At 60.6% G+C, this 18,449-nt stretch carries 16 protein-coding genes; 13 read left to right on the top strand and 3 right to left on the bottom strand.

The window, feature by feature from the left end; genetic code table 11:
• Nucleotides 1-46 precede the first annotated feature (46 nt).
• The gene (locus tag ABSE61_RS16605; RefSeq protein WP_423872211.1) at nucleotides 47-1,948 is read right to left on the bottom strand and encodes a peptidylprolyl isomerase; all 1,902 of its coding nucleotides are present in this window, start codon (nucleotides 1,946-1,948) and stop codon (nucleotides 47-49) included.
• Nucleotides 1,949-2,207: 259 nt separating this feature from the next.
• On the opposite strand from ABSE61_RS16605, the gene tpiA reads away from it, so the two are divergent.
• The 3 genes from tpiA (at nucleotide 2,208) to pyrG (ending at nucleotide 5,292) form a co-directional block, all read left to right on the top strand.
• Nucleotides 2,208-2,966, top strand: coding sequence for a triose-phosphate isomerase (gene tpiA / locus ABSE61_RS16610; RefSeq protein WP_423872212.1), 759 nt, complete (start codon nucleotides 2,208-2,210; stop codon nucleotides 2,964-2,966).
• Between the two features lie 127 nt (nucleotides 2,967-3,093).
• Complete coding sequence (secG, locus tag ABSE61_RS16615) at nucleotides 3,094-3,477, top strand: preprotein translocase subunit SecG (protein WP_423872213.1); 384 nt, start codon at nucleotides 3,094-3,096, stop codon at nucleotides 3,475-3,477.
• A gap of 183 nt (nucleotides 3,478-3,660) precedes the next feature.
• A complete protein-coding gene (gene pyrG / locus ABSE61_RS16620) occupies nucleotides 3,661-5,292 on the top strand; it encodes a CTP synthase (RefSeq protein WP_423872214.1) in 1,632 nt (543 codons plus the stop codon).
• Between the two features lie 4 nt (nucleotides 5,293-5,296).
• On the opposite strand, the gene ABSE61_RS16625 is transcribed toward pyrG, so the two are convergent.
• Nucleotides 5,297-8,131, bottom strand: coding sequence for a DUF3857 domain-containing protein (locus tag ABSE61_RS16625; protein ID WP_423872215.1), 2,835 nt, complete (start codon nucleotides 8,129-8,131; stop codon nucleotides 5,297-5,299).
• Between the two features lie 215 nt (nucleotides 8,132-8,346).
• Between ABSE61_RS16625 and ABSE61_RS16630 the strand changes: the two genes are divergently transcribed.
• The 4 genes from ABSE61_RS16630 to ABSE61_RS16645 are packed head-to-tail and all read left to right on the top strand — an operon-like array spanning nucleotide 8,347 to nucleotide 11,715.
• On the top strand, nucleotides 8,347-8,673 hold the full coding sequence (locus ABSE61_RS16630) for an NIPSNAP family protein (RefSeq protein WP_423872216.1): 327 nt from the start codon (nucleotides 8,347-8,349) through the stop codon (nucleotides 8,671-8,673).
• A 27-nt stretch (nucleotides 8,674-8,700) separates the two neighbouring features.
• Nucleotides 8,701-9,570, top strand: coding sequence for a VOC family protein (locus ABSE61_RS16635; protein ID WP_423872217.1), 870 nt, complete (start codon nucleotides 8,701-8,703; stop codon nucleotides 9,568-9,570).
• A 58-nt stretch (nucleotides 9,571-9,628) separates the two neighbouring features.
• Entirely contained in the window at nucleotides 9,629-10,504 is an 876-nt protein-coding gene (gene kdsA / locus ABSE61_RS16640; RefSeq protein WP_423872218.1) for a 3-deoxy-8-phosphooctulonate synthase, read from the top strand.
• The gene (locus tag ABSE61_RS16645) at nucleotides 10,504-11,715 is read left to right on the top strand and encodes an MFS transporter (protein ID WP_423872219.1); all 1,212 of its coding nucleotides are present in this window, start codon (nucleotides 10,504-10,506) and stop codon (nucleotides 11,713-11,715) included. Before kdsA ends, ABSE61_RS16645 begins: the two co-directional genes overlap by 1 nt.
• 163 nt (nucleotides 11,716-11,878) lie before the next feature.
• Here the strand turns inward: ABSE61_RS16645 and queF are convergent, their stop codons facing one another.
• Nucleotides 11,879-12,367 carry a preQ(1) synthase gene (queF, locus tag ABSE61_RS16650; RefSeq protein ID WP_423872220.1) on the bottom strand — a complete coding sequence of 163 codons (489 nt, stop codon included), beginning with the start codon at nucleotides 12,365-12,367 and terminating at the stop codon, nucleotides 11,879-11,881.
• A gap of 108 nt (nucleotides 12,368-12,475) precedes the next feature.
• Here queF and eno point away from each other — a divergent pair, with 108 nt between their 5' ends.
• From eno to pdhA, 6 genes are all read left to right on the top strand, one after another.
• Nucleotides 12,476-13,759, top strand: a complete 1,284-nt coding sequence (gene eno, locus ABSE61_RS16655; RefSeq protein ID WP_423872221.1) for a phosphopyruvate hydratase — start codon at nucleotides 12,476-12,478, stop codon at nucleotides 13,757-13,759.
• Nucleotides 13,760-13,854: 95 nt separating this feature from the next.
• Nucleotides 13,855-14,994 (top strand): zinc-binding dehydrogenase, encoded by a 1,140-nt coding sequence (locus ABSE61_RS16660; RefSeq protein ID WP_423872222.1) that lies wholly within the window; start codon nucleotides 13,855-13,857, stop codon nucleotides 14,992-14,994.
• Between the two features lie 159 nt (nucleotides 14,995-15,153).
• Complete coding sequence (locus tag ABSE61_RS16665; protein WP_423872223.1) at nucleotides 15,154-16,155, top strand: MBL fold metallo-hydrolase; 1,002 nt, start codon at nucleotides 15,154-15,156, stop codon at nucleotides 16,153-16,155.
• A gap of 173 nt (nucleotides 16,156-16,328) precedes the next feature.
• The gene (locus tag ABSE61_RS16670) at nucleotides 16,329-16,886 is read left to right on the top strand and encodes an NADPH-dependent FMN reductase (protein WP_423872224.1); all 558 of its coding nucleotides are present in this window, start codon (nucleotides 16,329-16,331) and stop codon (nucleotides 16,884-16,886) included.
• A gap of 72 nt (nucleotides 16,887-16,958) precedes the next feature.
• A complete protein-coding gene (locus tag ABSE61_RS16675) occupies nucleotides 16,959-17,276 on the top strand; it encodes an FtsB family cell division protein (RefSeq protein ID WP_423872225.1) in 318 nt (105 codons plus the stop codon).
• Between the two features lie 153 nt (nucleotides 17,277-17,429).
• Nucleotides 17,430-18,446, top strand: a complete 1,017-nt coding sequence (gene pdhA, locus ABSE61_RS16680) for a pyruvate dehydrogenase (acetyl-transferring) E1 component subunit alpha (RefSeq protein ID WP_423872226.1) — start codon at nucleotides 17,430-17,432, stop codon at nucleotides 18,444-18,446.
• Nucleotides 18,447-18,449 lie beyond the last annotated feature (3 nt).

Consider the following 18,449-nt stretch of genomic DNA (forward strand, 5'->3'; position numbering starts at 1 on the left):
TTTCAGCAGAACGCGACAGCCTTTCGGCGCACTGGTGCTTTTAGGGTTAGTTGTTCGCGCCGGTCACCTGCGCAAACGCGATTTCGTTGACGCTGGTGCCGATCGTCGTTTCCAGCTTGGTGATGTACTGGGCGATCTGCTCATCGGTCTGCGCGCGCTGAACGCTTTCCTTGAATTTCTTCATCTCATCCGAGGCCATGTCGACCGGCGGCACCTTGACGTCGGTGACGCGGAAAACGATCCAGCCGTTCGAGGCGACGTCGGGTGTTTGGCCGGCGGCGTCCTTGGCGGTGCCAAACACGGCCGCGACGACACCCGCGTTGAGACCGGGCAGAGTTGCGCTGCGGTTGAAGCCGCCGACGGTTTCGACACTCAAGGCGGCCTGCGCCGCCTCATCGACCAGCTTGCCGCCCTGGTTGATCTTCTGAACCATTTCGTTGGCCTTGTCGCGCAACCGGCTCGAGATCTGCTCGGCACGCCATCTCGCCTCGACCTGATCCTTGACCTCGTCCAGATTGCGCTCGCGTGACGGGGTGATGCTGACAACATCGTACCAGACGTAGCCGCCGCTGAACGAAATCGGATCGTTGTCGACGCCGACATCGGTGTTGAAGGCCTGCGAAACCACATCCAGTCCACGCGGAATGTTCGCCGCCGGCTGACCGTCGGGCAGGCGGCCCGAGCGGTCCACCGCATCGATGGTGATTGCGGTCAGGCCAAGCTTCTGCGCGGCCTCGACGACGCTTGCGCCCCCGCCGCGCTCGTCTTCCATCTTGTCCCTGAGCTCTCCGACCTTGGCGCGGGCGCGCTCGGCGGCAATATCGTGCTTGATCTGCGAGGCGTAGCCCTCATAGGTCGCTTCGGCGCCCGGTTCGATCTTGCCGACCTTGAGCAACGCCACGCCAAACCGTCCTTGTGCCGGCTGACTAACCTCGCCGGATGATAGCGAGAATGCGGCGTCGGCGATCGCGGGATCGCCCGCCGCCGATTTGGCGATCAGGCCGAGGTCGGTGTCGGTCGGGCCGAGACCCCGCTCCTTGGCGAGGTCTTCAAAGGACAAACCCGAAGCGATGCGGTTGCGGGCGGCAGTCGCTTCGTCCGCGTTCGGGAAGATGATCTGCTGGACCTCCCGGCGCTCGGGCGTGCTGAGTTTGTCGCGACGCAGCTCGAAAGCCTTTCGGGCGTCTTCGTCGGAGACCTCGGTCCACTTGCCGATTTCATCCGGCGTCACGGCGACGAACGATATCTTGCGATACTCAGGCGCGCGGAACAGCGTCTTGTGGTCTTCAAAATAGGCTGCCAGCGCCTCCGGCGACGGAGGGTCGATCGTTCCGGCCTGGGCCGCTCCGAGCTTGACGTATTCGATCGAACGCTGCTCGCTCTGGAATCGCGCCAGCGCTTCCAGAAGAACTTTCGAGGGCTCAAGTCCGGCCGCGAGCGATCCGGCGATCTGACGCCGCAGCGAGATTCGCCGCTGTTCGGCGATAAAACGTTGCTCGCTGAAACCGAGTTGCCGGATCAGCATCTGGAAGCGGTTGGGGTCGAACGAACCGTTGACTCCCTTGAAGTTCGGATCGGCGAAGATCGTCTTCAGGGTTTCTTCGTTCGACTGTCCAAGCCCCAGCCGCCGGGCTTCTTCGTCCAGCGCTGCTTCCGCGATGGTCTGTTGAAGCACCTGCCGGTCGAACCCGAGCGCGCGGGCCTGATCCTGAGTCAGAGGACGGCCGAACTGGCGACCGACCTGTTGCAGCCGATCATTGTAGATCTGGCGGAATTGCTCGGTCGATATCTCCGTGCGTCCAACCTTGGCGAGCGTCGACTGTCCGAAGCCCCGGAAAATATCTGCGATGCCCCAAACGCCGAAACTGATAATCAGGACGCCCATCACCACGGCCATGATAATTTTGCCGAGCCAGTTTGATGAGGCTTTGCGCATTCCTCGGAGCATAGGATCCAACTTGTTGGCAGGAGGGAACCGGCGGCGGCCTCTCGGAATTCGTTCTCGAATGCCGCAAAAGGGGCGTCACTGGATTGATAACGCATCATAAAGTGACGGCCTTCTACCCGCAACCAGCGCAAGGGTCCAATTGCAGTCCAATTGGAAGAGTTAACGGCAGCGCAGCATTCCGTTTGGACCGATCTGGCCGAGTTTGCCGGGCTCTGCTAGCGATGCTTGCTCTCTCGTTTGCTAGAGGAACTTTCCAGACATGAGCCCCGTCATTCGGCCGTTGATCGCCGGCAATTGGAAAATGAACGGCCTGCGGTCTTCGATGGCCGAGTTCGAGGCCATGCTGGCTGGTGCCTCCAAAGTGGCTGCGAAGGCCGATTTGCTGGTTTGCCCGCCCGCCACGCTGATTGCGGCGTTCGCGGCGAAATTGGCCGGTTCAAAAGAGCTCGCGGTCGGCGGTCAGGATTGTCACCCCAAGCCGTCGGGCGCCCATACCGGCGATATTTCGGCGGAAATGCTGGCCGATGCCGGCGCCAGCGCCGTCATTGTCGGCCACTCGGAACGGCGTGCCGATCACGGCGAGGGCTGCAGTCTGGTGCGTCAGAAGGCGGAAGCCGTCTGGCGCGCAGGGCTTACGGCCATCGTCTGCATCGGCGAGACCCAGGGCCACCGCGATGCAGGCCAGACGCTTGATATCTGCCGCGGCCAGCTTCAGGGCTCGCTGCCGGAGGGGGCGCGGGCGGATAACCTCGTCGTGGCCTACGAGCCGGTGTGGGCGATCGGCACCGGGCTGACGCCCACGGCCAAGGATGTCGAGCAAATTCATCAGTTTATCCGACAAGCCCTCAGCGCCCGGTTTAACCAGGAGGGGGCCGGGATGCGCATCCTTTATGGCGGCTCGGTCAAGCCGTCGAACGCGAGGGAACTGATGGCGGTCGCCAACGTCAACGGCGCCCTGATTGGTGGGGCGAGCCTCAAGGCCACCGATTTCCTTGCGATTGCAGCCGATTGTCCCTAACTGAACGTGGAGCCGTGCCGGGGGTGACAACGCCCTGTGCAATCGTGTAACACCCGGCCAAATTCAAAATCCCGCAAACCGAAACCCGAGAAAGCCGGACGGTTTTGGTTTGCGACGGAAGGTCGAAATGCAGACTGTCGTTATCGTAATTCACCTGATGATCGTCGCGACGTTGATCGCCACGGTGTTGCTGCAGAAATCCGAAGGTGGCGGCCTGGGCATCGGTGGCGGTGCCGGTTTCATGTCGAGCCGGGGCACGGCCAATCTCCTGAGCCGGACGACCGCGATTCTGGCGGCCGGCTTCTTCGTCACAAGCCTGTTTCTGTCGTGGCTTGCCAGCTACGACCGCAAGCCGAGTTCGATCATCGCGCCGACCTCGCAGTCGCAGCCGGTGGGCGGAGCGCCGGCCGTGCCATCGAGCGGCGGCGGACTTCTGGATTCGTTGAAGAAATCCGACGAGCAGCAAAGTCCGCCCGCGCCATCCGGTCCGGAAGCGCCGCGCTCTCAGTAGACGACGTTCGCAATAAAGCAGGCGGGCCATGCAACGTGGCCGCTTACCACGCTGTATCAGAAACCTATATCAAGGCACTGATATCTCTTTGAATTTGGCGTCACCCACAGGCCGGGAAAATTTCACGGCGTTGAGCCGATTCGTTTTGGCGAATCGTCTTTGTGGCCTTAAAGGTTAGGTCCCATGGCGCGGTACATATTCATCACCGGCGGCGTGGTCTCCTCGCTCGGAAAAGGTCTGGCATCGGCGGCTCTTGGCGCGCTGTTGCAGGCGCGTGGCTACAGGGTTCGGCTGCGCAAGCTCGATCCCTATCTCAATCTCGATCCCGGAACGATGTCGCCCTATCAGCATGGCGAAGTGTTCGTGACCGATGACGGCGCGGAGACCGACCTCGATCTCGGCCATTATGAGCGCTTCACCGGGCGTCCCGCCACCAAGGCGGACAGCATCACCACCGGGCGCATCTATCAGGACATCATCACCAAGGAACGGCGCGGCGACTATCTCGGTGCGACCATCCAGGTGATCCCGCACGTTACCAACGCGATCAAGGATTTCATCCTCGACAGCAATGACGACTTCGACTTCGTGCTCTGCGAGATCGGCGGCACCGTCGGCGACATCGAGGGCTTGCCGTTCTTCGAGGCTATCCGGCAGGTCAAGAACGATCTGCCGCGCGACCATGCGATCTATATTCACCTGACGCTGTTGCCGTTCATTCCAAGCGCCGGCGAACTGAAGACCAAACCGACCCAGCATTCGGTTAAGGAGCTGCGTTCGATCGGCATCCAGCCGGACATCCTGCTCTGCCGTACCGATCGCCCGATTCCGAAAGAAGAGCGCCGCAAGCTCGGCCTGTTCTGCAATGTGCGTGAGACCGCCGTGATCGAGGCGCGCGACGTCGATAACATCTACGCCGTGCCGGAGGCCTATCATGCCGCCGGCCTCGATGATGAGGTACTGGCGGCGTTCGGCGTCACCGCCAAGATTCCACCGAGCCTGCAGAGCTGGCACGTCATCAACGAGCGGGTCAGGAATCCGGAAGGTCAGGTGACCATTGCCGTCGTCGGCAAATACACCGGCATGAAGGACGCCTACAAGTCGCTGATCGAGGCGCTGTCGCACGGCGGCATCGCCAACAAAGTGAAGGTCAATCTCGACTGGATCGAGAGCGAGGTCTTCGAAAATGAAGACCCGGCGCCGTTCCTCGAGCACGTCAACGGCATCCTGGTGCCGGGCGGCTTCGGCCAGCGCGGCGCCGAGGGAAAAATCCGCGCGGCCCAGTTCGCGCGCGAGCGCAACGTGCCGTATTTCGGGATCTGTTTCGGTATGCAGATGGCCGTGATCGAGGCTGCCCGCAATCTTGTCGGCATCGCGGAAGCCAATTCCACCGAATTCGGTGCGACGGCAGAACCGGTCGTGGGTTTGATGACCGAATGGCTGCGCGGTAACGAACTCGAAAAGCGATCGCAGAACGGCAATCTCGGCGGAACGATGCGGCTCGGCGCCTATCCCGCGAGCTTGCGGCGCGGCAGTCGGGTCTCTTCGGTCTATGGCGGCGCGACCGAAATCTCCGAACGCCACCGCCATCGTTATGAGGTGAATACCGCCTACAAGGACCGGCTGGAGCAGCAGGGCTTGCGCTTCTCGGGACTATCGCCCGACGGCATCTTGCCGGAGATCGTCGAATATGAAGGCCATCCGTGGTTCATCGGCGTGCAATTCCATCCCGAATTGAAATCGCGTCCGTTCGAGCCGCACCCGCTGTTTGCCTCGTTCATCGAGGCCGCGATGGTGCGGTCGCGGCTGGTTTGAATCACTAAGGCGCGGTGGTTTTTTTACCTGTGGGCGGCACGGCGGAGGCAGACGTCGCAGCCGCTTTCAATCGCGCCAGTTCGAAACCCGCTGCGATGTGTTCGGTGTAGATGATCACCCCCTGATCGCGCGCTTTTTCGAAACTGGTTTGCGCAAGCCCCTTATAGCCGGCAGCGAGATAATGCTCGCCGAGATAAAAGTAGGCCTCCGACAGAGCCATTTGATGGTCATCGCCGTTCTTTTCGGCGAGGACATTGAGAAGACCGGCGGGCGTTATCGCACCCGTGAGCATGGCAAGTGCGGCGCGGGGCCATTCGCCATGGGCTTCTGCGGCTGCCCAGCTGACCAGACTTTCGGGAAGCGGCTTCCCGAGGCGGCCATAGGCGGCGGCAAGCCAGATATCGCAATAAACCTTGTTTTCCTTATCGGCCAGTTCGCTGGCTTTTGTCAGATCGTCGCGTGCCTCTTCGAACCTTCCGAGCATGAATTTCGATACGCCGCGTCCTCGGAATGTCGATGTGTCGACTGCGCCGAGCGAGAGCGCTTTCGAATAATCGGCAATGCTGTTTTCGAGCTGGCCGCTGTGAAAATAGACCTCGGCCCGGCAGGCGAGCGGGGCAGGCGAGTTCGGGTTGAGGCGCACGCCGGCGCTGGCGTTTTGCAGCGCTTCATCATGGCGCTCAAGATCGGCATAGGCGATGCCGCGAAGGCAGTATGTTTCGGCGAGATCGGCGCCAGCTAGCTTTCCATTGCCGATCGTTTCCGTGGTCTTCTTGATGAGTTCCTGTCGGAGATCGTGGAGCCGGTGGGAGAAGTCGACTTGCGCCGAAGCATCTTCCGACTTGATCGCGATCTTGTTGATGATGAAGGCGCCGCCGATGGCCTTGTTTGCTGAACGCAGGTCCTCGGCATATCGGGAATAATTTTCGGAATCCACCGCACGACGGAGCGTCGCCAGATCGATGGCTTTCTTGGCGATGTTTCCGCGAAAATAGTCGGTTACGATCGCGCTGAAATACTGGTTGGCAAACGTTTGCGCGCGCGGGTCGGTAATGACGCTGACGTTTTCGGGAAACGTCATTTCGAAACTGTATTTGCTATGAAAGGGAAATACGGGGAGTCCCAGCGGTGTTGCCCGGCTTGCCGAGGCCGACGTCGCCAAAACATTCAGCATGTTGTCGGGTCTGAACGTGACGAACCAGTTTCCATCTTTTTCAGTCGCGAAGTTCGGTATGGTGTAGTTGGCGGCGATCGTGAACACGTTCTGGACGGCGTCGTCCTGGATTGTCGGTTCGCTGAACAGCTTTGCTCCGGGGTATCGGTGCTCCATGGCATCGCCGATGCTCCTTAAAAGCTGATCGCGAGAAGTCCGCTCAACGAGGATCCGAAGCCGTTCGGCTCCCAAGCCGTTCCAGACGTGTTTGACTTCGAGCTGGCCCTCTCCGCCGAGCTTTGGAAGCGTGCCGTGTTCGGTTAGCTCGTCGTTGACGACATCCTCAACACGCGTAGAGATCGTCGAGAGCTCCTTGGTGAGCGGCGAGATGATCAGCACCTCGGTGCCTTCGTGGAGCTGTCCCATGCGGTCGAGGAGGCCACGCTGACCAAGCCGGGTCGGATCAAGGAAGAAGGTCTTGCCGTTGAGCGCAGCCTGAACAATGGCGTGGTCAAAAAACTGCGGGCTGGGCAACGTCTTTTCGAGCCCCATGTGGCGGCCGATCTGCAGCAACACGGGCTTGCTGTCGATGCCTAGCTCCCGAAGTAGCGTAATCAGCAGCAGTGATTTGTCTTTGCAGTCGCCAAATCGCCGCCTGAGGACTTCGTTAGGTGAAGCCGGCCGGTGCGAGCTCTCGCCGAGCGAAACCGAAAAGTAGCGAATTTGCGACTGCACGAATTCGAGGGCGGCGGCGATACGGCGCTCGCCGGAGTCCAGCGTACGAAAGCGGTCGACGGCGGCTTTCAGTTCCGCGTCAGGTGCGACTTTGCCCTCGAACAACGAATTCGCCCATATCGCGACTTCGTTCCAATTGGAAAACTGGGAGAACTGAAGAAGACGGAATCCGAAATAGTCCGGAGGCGTCAGAGTTTCGCCGATGATTTGCGGAAGGGGCTGCTCGTTGAATTCGAGCCTGTGCAGGTCACCTTGAATGGAATCTTTCGGGGTGACGGCCGCTGTATTCCGGTCCCCGACCATGCGCCAGGCAATCGGCCGGGCCGACGGGTGGTTCAGCACGACGCGCCGGCGCAGCGTGGGAAGGCCCTGATCCCAGGAGGTTATGCGGAAAAATTTGCCGCCGAAGACGGGGTTCTGACCATACGTGGAGTACGCGATTTCAAGAGTGTCGCCAACGCGCAAATCCTCGATGAGGATCGAGGCGGTCACGCGGCCCGTATATACGCCGCCCTCGAGACCCTGCTCGCGTTGCAGGAAACGCACGTTGGAGGTTTTGGTCCGGTCGAGTTGCTCCTGGCCGCGGTGAATTCGGATAAAATGGAGCTCGACACGCTCGTATTCGGGAGCGAATGGAATCGAGACGCGCCCAGCGCTCGTGAGAGATGCGGCATCGTTGACGAGCGTCGCGCGCCTGACGAAGGTCACGGGCACCCGATCGACGAGAAATTGAGTATCCGCCAGACGGATGACGATGGGCTGAGGCTTCTCCGATTCGGGTATCGGCGCCAGATCGACCCAGGAGGGTACCGAACTTTCAACGGCGAAAGAATTAGCCCCGAGCTGAACTTCTTTCAGAGGGCTCTCGGCACTCTGTTGCGCGGCCGATTGTTGAATTCCAAAAATACCCGCGAGTAGCAAGCTTGTACGGACGAAGTTCGCAAGAGACATGCAGGGCCCCTACCACTCAAAGGTTGTATAGTTGATCGAAATTCGGCGTGCAACATTCCCGGCCCTGCAAGACGTCGCCGCTCAAAGAATCGGCAAGGAAATGTTTTTGTTTTGTGACGATGACATCGGACTTTGACCTAACTGGGATTTCTTGCCAAAAAGGCGCGCTCGCTTGTGAAGACAAGCGCCCAAAGAAGAGCCAGGGAGATTGTTCGATGATCTACGAAACCCGCGTCTATCGCTGCCTGCCGGGCCGGTTGCCTGCGCTGTTGAAGCGATTTGAGACCATCACGTTAAAACTGTGGGAAAAACACGGCATTCGTCAGGCCGGTTTTTTCACCACGCTGATCGGCGAATCCAACCAGGAGCTGACCTATCTGCTGGCCTGGGAATCCTTGGCCGATCGTGAGAAGAAGTGGGCGGCGTTCCAGAGCGATCCCGACTGGATTTCCGCGCGCGCGAAGACCGAGGAAGACGGCCAGATCGTCGCCAACATCGTCAACCAATTGCTGGTGCCGACCGCGTTCTCTTCCGTGAAGTAGTTATCACGAAGGACGTAAGGTCCCGCGATGCCCCACGGTCTTGATCATATCGTGCATGCGGTTCGTGACCTGGATGCGGTGGCGGAATTCTACCGCCGCGCCGGGTTCACTGTCGGCGGCCGCAATCGCCATCCCTGGGGCACGCATAACCGCATTGTGCAGTTGAAGAACTGCTACATCGAAATCTTGGAGGTCGCCGAACCCGAAAAGATCGTGCCGCATGCGACACGATCTTTCTCATTCGGCGCCTTCCATCGCGACTTCCTCGCCCAACGCGAGGGCTTTTCGATGCTGCTGCTCAACAGCAGCGATGCGGCTTCGGATGCGCGGGCGTTCGAGGCAAATGGCATCGGGGCGTTCGACGTGTTCGATTTAGCCCGCGAAGGAAAACGGCCGGATGGCGGCACGGTGAAGCTTGCCTTCTCGCTGGCCTTCGCAGCCGAGCCGAACTCGCCTGATCTGCGTTTTGCCGTCTGTCAGCACCACTTTCCGGAAAATTTCTGGAATCCAGCGTTTCAGGTCCACGCCAACGGGGCACAGCGCGTGCCGGGCGTGGTGGTGGTCGCCAATAGTCCCGCTCGCCATCAAGACTTCCTCAAAGCCTATATCGGTGGAGGCGAGGTGACGGCAGACCCGGCTGGCGTGACCGCGCACACGGAGAATGGCGTAATCGAGGTCCCGGAGCCTTCGGCTGCACGCGATCTCCTGGGTTTTCCGGTCAAGGCAAGCGGCGACGGGCTCACGCTGAACGCTATGCGCTTTGCGGTTGCCGATCTCGGGCGGACCGAGGCCCTGTATCGGCAAAATCGTTTGGCCGTTCGGCGCCATGGGGAAAAGCTGATGGTGCCACCGGATGAGGCCTTTGGCGCAACCCTGATATTCGAAGCTGCCAACTAAAGTGGGTTGATCCGCCCCCTCTCAACGGTCATGGTCGCGCGCGAACAGGACCTCACCGTTGAAAACAGCCGTCTCCGCCGCAACAATCGTCGATATTGGCCCGGTCAAATTCGGTAACGACTTGCCGATTTCGATCATTGCCGGTCCGTGTCAGCTCGAAAGCCGCGCGCATGCGCTTGAGGTTGCGTCGGCGCTAAAAGAGATCGCTTGGCGCCTGAAGATCGGTCTCGTCTACAAGACCTCTTTCGACAAGGCCAACCGCACCAGCGCGTCGGCGGCGCGGGGAATAGGCCTGGCGCAGGCCTTGCCGATCTTTGCGGAAATACGCTCATCGCTGGGATTGCCGGTTCTCACCGACGTGCATGAGGCCGCACAATGCGCGGAAGCGGCGCAAGCGGTTGATGTCTTGCAAATTCCGGCGTTCCTGTGCCGGCAGACCGACCTGCTGCTCGCCGCCGCGGCCACCGGCAAGGTCGTCAACGTCAAGAAGGGCCAGTTCCTGGCGCCGTGGGACATGGCCAACGTCGTGTCCAAGATCACGGGCGCGGGGAATCCGAAAGTTCTGGTCACCGAGCGCGGCGCCTCGTTCGGCTACAATACGCTTGTGTCCGACATGCGCGCGCTGCCGATTCTCGCGCGCACCACCGGCGCGCCGGTCATCTTCGATGCGACCCATTCGGTTCAGCAGCCGGGCGGCAAGGGAACCTCGTCGGGTGGCGAGCGTGAATTTGTCCCGGTGCTGGCGCGGGCGGCGGTCGCCGTCGGCGTCGCCGGTGTCTTCATCGAAACCCACCCCGATCCGGACCATGCGCCTTCCGACGGGCCGAACATGGTGCCGCTCCGCGAGTTTGAGGATCTGCTGCGAACCCTGCTGGCTTTCGACGCGGTTGCGAAAAATCATAACAAGGATCACGGAAAGAACGTGACGCGCTGATGCCGCAGCCTGCAACGCGGCCGCATGATCGCATGCCGCCCGCGATCAATATCATCGCGATCGCGAACTTTGCGGCGAGCCTTTCGGCACGCGCGCTCGATCCGGTCCTGCCGCACGTGGCAGACGAGTTCAGCATCAGCATTTCGACCGCCGCGAGTTTCGCCGCGGTGTTTGCGTTTACCTTTGCCGTTATTCAGCCGGTGTTGGGGGCGGCCGCCGATATGCTCGGCAAGGTCCGCCTGATGATCGCGTGTCTGGTCGTTCTTGGATTCGCCAACATGCTCGGCGCTGTGGCCGGGTCCTTTCCGCTGTTGTTTGCGACGCGAATTCTGGCCGGTATCGGCTCCGGCGGTGTGTTTCCGGTCGCACTCAGCCTCACCAGCGACCTCGTCGGACCCGAAAAGCGTCAGGTCGCGATCGGGCGTACGCTGGCGGGCTCGATGACCGGCAATTTGCTGGGCGCCTCGTTCTCGGGCGTGGTCGGCGACTTTCTCGGTTGGCGCGGCGTGCTCGCGATCCTCGGCCTTCTGGTGGTTGCAGCATCGGTCGCGGTCGCAGCTGGCTTTCGGGGTAAGGCGATCACGCATCCGCCGAAAACCAACCTGAGGATGCTTCGTCACGGCTATCGCACCATTTTCACAAACCCAAACGCACTCTGCTACGCGGCGGTCTTCATCGAAGGGTGCTGCGTGCTCGGCCTGTTTCCCTACCTCGCTTCGTTTCTTTTCGACCTCGGTGAAAAGAGCCTGTCGATCGCAGGAATCGTGATCGCCGGTTTTGCGCTTGGCGGCTTGTTCTACACCCTGACCGTTTCCCGCTTTCTGCCGCGGCTCGGCGTCAACGGCATGATGATAACAGGCGCGGCGCTGGTCGGGATTCAGCTCGCCGCCCTTGCTTTCGGCCCGGGTTGGAAAATTCAGGTGACATGCCTGCTGCTGATGGGGTGGGGCTTCTACATGATCCACGGCTGCCTGCAGGTCTTCGCCAGCGAACTTTCGGTGGAGGCGCGCGCCACGGCGCTGTCGCTGCATTCGTTCTTCTTCTTCATGGGCCAGACCGTCGGCCCGATCGCCTATGGTTTCGGTATTCGGCACGCCGGCAAGACCACGACCTTGCTCACCGCTGCTGTGATCATTACCTCGCTTGGCTTTATCTGTACCCGGCTGTTGCGCCAGCGGCCGCCGGCGGATGCAACGGCGGGCGCAAACTAGCGATCCTTCTAACATTTGCATCCCAATCGAGCAGGCACTTTTGCAAATGTTAGAATCAAAGGACCACCAGCAAATAGAGGTTTCTAGTGGAGTTTTGGATTTGACATTCGCATTGCGAGTTCCCGCCTACGGGTTAGCGATCAAATCCACGCCACTAGCGGCCTTACCCCCGGCCGCGATAGGGCGCTACCCCCTGATCGGGAATCCACATCCCCTTGGGCAGCATTCCGGTCTGCCAGAACACGTCGATCGGAATGCCGCCGCGCGGATACCAGTAACCGCCGATCCGCAAAAATTTCGGCTTGATCTCGGCCGCGATCCGTTTGCCGATGGCGACCGTGCAGTCCTCGTGGAAAGCGCCGTGATTGCGGAAGCTCGCGATGTAGAGCTTGAGCGACTTCGATTCCAGCAGCCACTGGCCGGGGACGTAATCGATCATCAGGTGCGCGAAATCAGGTTGGCCGGTGACCGGACACAGCGATGTAAATTCCGGCGCCGTAAAGCGCACCACATAGTCCGTATCTTTTTGCGGATTAGGGACGCGGTCGAGCTTGGCGGCCTCCGGCGTCGTCGGCCATTCGACCGCGCGGCCGAGCTGCAAAGTGGACGATAATGACGTGGATTTTGACGCCTTTGAAGGCTTCGTGGGCATAATCGGTCTCCGTTGTCGCGTTATTAGCAACGCAACCTTTTCCGGGATAGGGGCTTGCTGTAGAAGCAGCCGATCCCCGTCGGACCACACTTTCCAAATGAGGTATCCATGACCGCCATCGTCGACATCATCGGCCGCGAAATTCTCGATAGCCGCGGCAATCCCACCGTCGAAGTGGATGTCGTGCTGGAAGACGGTTCCATCGGCCGCGCGGCGGTACCGTCCGGCGCCTCGACAGGCGCGCATGAGGCGGTGGAGCTGCGCGACGGCGACAAGGCCCGCTATCTCGGCAAGGGCGTGCAAAAGGCCGTCGAGGCCGTCAACGGTGAGATCTTCGACGCGCTCAGCGACGTCTCGGTCGAACAGCAAATCGAGGTCGACCAGATCATGATCGATCTCGACGGCACGCCGAACAAGAGCCGGTTGGGGGCCAATGCCATCCTGGGGGTTTCGCTCGCCTGCGCCAAAGCGGCCGCGGAATCCTTCGATATGCCGCTGTATCGCTATGTCGGCGGCACCTCGGCGCGGACCTTGCCGGTGCCGATGATGAATATCATCAACGGCGGCGTGCATGCCGACAACCCGATCGATTTTCAGGAATTCATGATCATGCCGGTTGGCGTGGCGACTTTCGCCGATGCCCTGCGCTGCGGATCGGAAATCTTCCACACGCTGCGCGCGGAGCTGAAAAAAGCCGGCCACAACACCAATGTCGGCGACGAGGGCGGGTTCGCGCCGAATCTGCCGTCGGCGGATGCGGCACTTGAATTTGTCATGGGAGCGATCGGCAAGGCCGGCTACAAGGCCGGCGGTGACGTCATGCTGGCGCTTGATTGCGCAGCGACCGAGTTCTTCAAGGACGGCGCCTATGTCTATGGCGGCGAGAAGAAGACCCGCTCGCGCTCCGAACAGGCGAAGTATCTGGCCGATCTCGCTGCGCGCTATCCGATCGTGTCGATCGAGGACGGCATGTCGGAAGACGACATGGACGGCTGGAAGGAGCTGACCGATTTGATCGGCGGCAAATGCCAGTTGGTCGGCGACGATCTCTTTGTCACGAACGTGACGCGGCTCGCCGATGGCATCAAGAACGGCCGCGCCAATTCGATCCTGATAAAGGTCAATCAGATCGGCACGCTGACGGAAACGCTCGCCGCCGTCGAGATGGCCTACAAGGCCGGCTACACCGCCGTGATGTCGCACCGTTCCGGCGAAACCGAAGATTCCACGATTGCCGATCTCGCCGTGGCGACCAATTGCGGGCAGATCAAGACTGGCTCGCTGGCGCGCTCGGACCGCACCGCCAAGTACAATCAATTGCTGCGGATCGAGCAGCAGTTGGGCGATCAGGCGAAATATGCAGGGAAGGCAGCCCTCAAGGCGCTCGCCTGAGGTCATCGCGTCGCTGCCCCCAGCCGGCGAGGGGGCTTGCGTTTCCCGGCCAACGCGCGATCATCCGGCCACAAAAGCCAAAACGGGAGGACGTGATGAGCGCCGACGGCAAAACCGGCTTGCAGCTTCGCTCGCTGATTAAGAAAAGCGGCGAACTCGAAATATCGCTGCTTCAAGTGCCGACGCCTGAGCCTTCGGCCGATGAGGTCGTGGTTCGGGTCGAGGCGTCACCGATCAATCCGTCCGACCTCGGCCTTTTGGTTGGCGCTGCCGACATGACGACCGCGAAAGCGGCCGGCAGCAAGGATGCGCCAATCATCACGGCGCGTGTGCCGGAAGCCGCGATGCGGGCGATGGCGGGACGGCTGGATGAGTCCATGCCGGTCGGCAACGAGGGCGCCGGTGTCGTCATTAGGACCGGATCGTCGGACGCGGCAAAAGCGCTGATGGGCAAAACCGTCTCGGTGATCGGTGGGGCCATGTATTCCCAGTATCGGACCGTCAAGGCGTCTGACTGCATGGCATTGCCGGCTGGGACGACGGCGGCTGAAGGCGCGTCCTGGTTCGTCAATCCGTTCACCGCGCTTGGCATGACCGAGACCATGCGGCGCGAGGGCCATAAGGCACTGGTGCATACGGCAGCTGCCTCCAATCTCGGCCAGATGCTGAACAAGATCTGCATCAAGGACGGCATCGGCCTGGTCAATATCGTGCGCAAGGCCGAGCAGGCGGAAATTCTGCGCAAGATCGGTGCAAAGTATGTGGTGGATTCCTCTTCCCCCACCTTCATGAGCGACCTGACGAACGCGCTTGCCGAGACCGGTGCGACCATTGCCTTCGATGCCATTGGCGGCGGCAAGCTTCCGGGGCAAATCCTCACCTGCATGGAAGCGGCCATCAACCGCGAGGCCAAGGCCTATAGCCGCTACGGCTCCAATGTGCACAAGCAGGTCTATCTTTACGGCATGCTCGATCCGGGCCCGACCGAATTGAACCGGGCGTTCGGCATGGCGTGGGGGATCGGCGGCTGGCTGGTAACACCGTTCCTGATGAAGATCAGCGCGGCCGATCGCCAGCGGCTCCGCGAGCGCGTGGCAAGCGAGCTCAAGACCACTTTTGCAAGCCACTATACGCAGGTGGTTTCCCTGGCCGAGGCGCTCCAGCTTTCGCATCTGGCGGTCTATGGCAAACGCGCCACCGGCGAAAAGTATCTGATCAATCCGAGCAAGGCGTGATCGCTAAAGGCAGCCGGAATATGCGGCCAGCGCGCGTGTTTACCCAAAGTTAGGTACGCGCAAAACGATGTGACTTGCCTTTGCGGTGCGGGAAGTGAACATGCCCGCCGCAACCATTTGCCTAAATCACGAAGCTGAATCTTAAGGGGGAGAACCTTTATGAATGATCTGAACCGTCGTGACCTGTTGGCAGCCGCCGCCGCTATCGGCGCCGCGTCTGCCCTCTCACCGCTGATCTCGCAGCAAGCCAATGCCGCCGCGCCGGCCACCGCGGCGCAAGCTCCGGGCTTCTATCGCTACAAGGTCGGCACCATCGAATGCACCTCGATCAATGACGGTGCCCGCACGTTCCCGTTGCCAGACAAGTGGGTGACCAATGTGAGCAAGGATGCGGCGCTGGCCGCCGCAGAAGCCGCTTACATGCCGAAGGGCATGGTAACGGTGCCGTTCAACCCGCAACTGATCAACACCGGCGGCAAGTTCGTGCTGCTCGATTGCGGCAACGGCGTCTCGGTCCTTGAGCCGACCAAGGGTCAGGCCGGCCGCACGCTGCAAAATCTCGCCGCCGCGGGCGTCGACCCCAAGAGCATCGATATCGTCATCATGTCCCATCTGCATCCGGACCACACCAACGGTATCCGCGCCGCCGATGGCTCGATGGCGTTTCCGAATGCACAAATCATGGTGCCGGCGAAGGATTGGGAATTCTGGATGAGCGATGAAAACGCCGCCAAAGCCCAGTCGAATGAAATGATGAAGGGCTATTTTGCCAACGTCAAAAAGATCTATACCGGCATCGAATCCAAGGTCGCGAAGTTCGATTGGGACAAGGAAGTCGCACCGGGCATCACCTCGATTGCGGCTCCCGGTCACACGCCCGGCCACACCGCGTTTGCGGTCGCTTCCGGCGGATCGAAGGTGCTGATCCAGTCCGACGTCACCAATATTCCGGAATTTTTCCTGCGCAATCCGGATTGGCATGTCGCCTACGATTTCGATCCGGAACTCGCGCAAAAGACCCGGCACAAGTTCTACGACATGGCGTCCGCCGAGAAGGCCACCGTGGTCGGCTTCCACTTCCCGTTCCCGGCCGTCGGCCATGTCGAGAGGGATGGCAAGGGCTACCGGTTGATTCCGGTCGCCTTCAACCCGGTGCTCTGAGCGCGGGTTTATCGCAAGCTGATGAAACAGGCCGCCCTTGAGGCGGCCTGATTTCGTTCGGGAACCATTTCTTGAACGGATTGGCGCGGTTCGCGGTTTCATGCACTTGCATCTTTTGCAGGCCGCGCTAGGGTGGCGCGGAAATCCGGTCCTGCACTTCCAGAGGAAATCACATGTCCAACCCGCATCACATCGTCGTCATCGCCGGCAGCCTCCGCAAGGAGAGCTTCACCTTGAAGATTGCCAATGCGCTGGCCAAACTGGCGCCGCCCTCACTCAAGCTCGACGTTGTCACGCCGCACGGCATCTCGTTTTTCAACCAGGATCTGGAGGCCAATCCGCCGGCGGACTGGGTCGCCTTCCGGGAGAGGATTCAGAAGTCGTCGGGCGTTATTTTCGTCACGCCGGAATACAATCGTGCCATTCCCGGTGTGCTGAAGAACGCCATCGATGTCGCCTCCCGCCCGTATGGCAAGAGCTCGTTTCTTGGCAAACCGATCGGCATCATCTCTAATTCGCCGGGACCGCTTGGCGGCGTCAACGCGGCCAAGACTTTGCAGAACGTCCTGCCGGGCATTTCCGGACCGATCATGGGTCAGCCCGAGACCTATCTGAACGGGGTTGGGGACGCTTTCGACGAAAAGGGCAACCTCATCAAGGAATCCCTGAAAACAGTACTCCAGCAGTATGTCGACGCCTTCGCCGTTTTCGTCGAAAAGCAGCACAGATAAACCAGATTTTACGGTTCGGGTTTGAGGGTGTGTTTAGCATTCCCTTAACCCGGCCGCGCCATCTTTGGCGCCATGGTTTCCCGCAGGCGCCTCAAATCGTTTCTGACCGGTCTTGCCCTCTATACGATGGCGGCAGGCATGGTCGGCTATTTCGGCATCAACGCCTATACGGGAAAATATGGGCTGAATGCGCGTCTGGAGCTCGATCAGGAAATCGTCGCGCTGACCTCCGAACTGGCGCGCCTGAAAAAGGAGCGGCTTGAGGGCGAACAGCGGGTTTCGCTGCTGCGGTCCGACCGGCTGGACCCGGATATGCTCGACGAACGCGCCCGCTACCAGCTCGACTATGCCAACCCGCACGACCTGGTTCGGTCGATCAATCCGAATTGATCGAAATTACAAATTCACTCCAAATAGCTTTCGAAAATGTCGCGCTGCACCGCAGTGCGGTATGACGAGTCCTATTCCGGCTTACGCAAATCCTTTCATGGCGGTTTGAGTTAAGCTAGAGAAAGCAAATTCGCTCTCTCATCCGGAAATGCCATGGCCACTCCCAAAAAAAGCGCCGCTAACGAAACTGCTCAGGAGCAGGGGGCGCCGCCGCCCTTCACAAAAGAGCAGGAGCTGAAGGCGCTGCGGGACATGCTGCTGATCCGCCGGTTCGAGGAAAAGGCCGGCCAGCTGTACGGAATGGGGGCGATCGGCGGCTTCTGCCACCTTTATATCGGCCAGGAAGCGGTCGTCGTCGGGATGCAGATGGCCCTGAAGAAGGGCGACGAGGTCATAACCGGATACCGCGATCACGGGCATATGCTGGCCTGTGGAATGGATGCCAAGGGCGTGATGGCCGAGTTGACCGGACGCCGCGGCGGCTATTCCAAAGGCAAAGGCGGCTCGATGCACATGTTCAGCAAGGCCGAGAACTTCTACGGTGGCCACGGCATCGTCGGCGCGCAAGTCTCGCTCGGCACCGGGCTGGCCTTCGCCAACCGTTACCGCGGCAATGATTTCGTCAGCCTGACCTATTTTGGCGACGGCGCCTCAAACCAAGGCCAAGTCTATGAGAGCTTCAACATGGCGGAGCTCTGGAAACTTCCGGTGATCTACGTCATCGAGAACAACCGTTACGCGATGGGCACCTCCGTGACGCGCTCTTCGGCCCAGACCGATTTCTCCAAGCGCGGCATCTCCTTCAACATTCCGGGTGAGCAGGTCGACGGCATGGATGTTCGTGCCGTGAAGGCCGCAGCCGATAAGGCGGTCGCCTGGTGCCGCGCCGGCAACGGGCCCTTCATCCTGGAAATGCAGACCTATCGCTATCGCGGGCACTCGATGTCGGATCCGGCGAAGTACCGCACCCGCGAGGAGGTCGACAAGGTCCGTCACGACAGCGACCCGATCGAACAGGTCCGCAACCGCTTGCTCGCGGCAAAAATGAGCGAGGACGAGTTGAAGAAAATCGACGCCGATGTTCGTGAGATCGTCAACGCGGCGGCTGATTTTGCCCAGCACGACCCCGAGCCCGAAGTGTCCGAACTCTATACCGACATCTATCGATAAGCG

It is taken from the genome of Bradyrhizobium sp. (genome assembly GCF_049519115.1).
Lineage (GTDB): Bacteria > Pseudomonadota > Alphaproteobacteria > Rhizobiales > Xanthobacteraceae > Bradyrhizobium.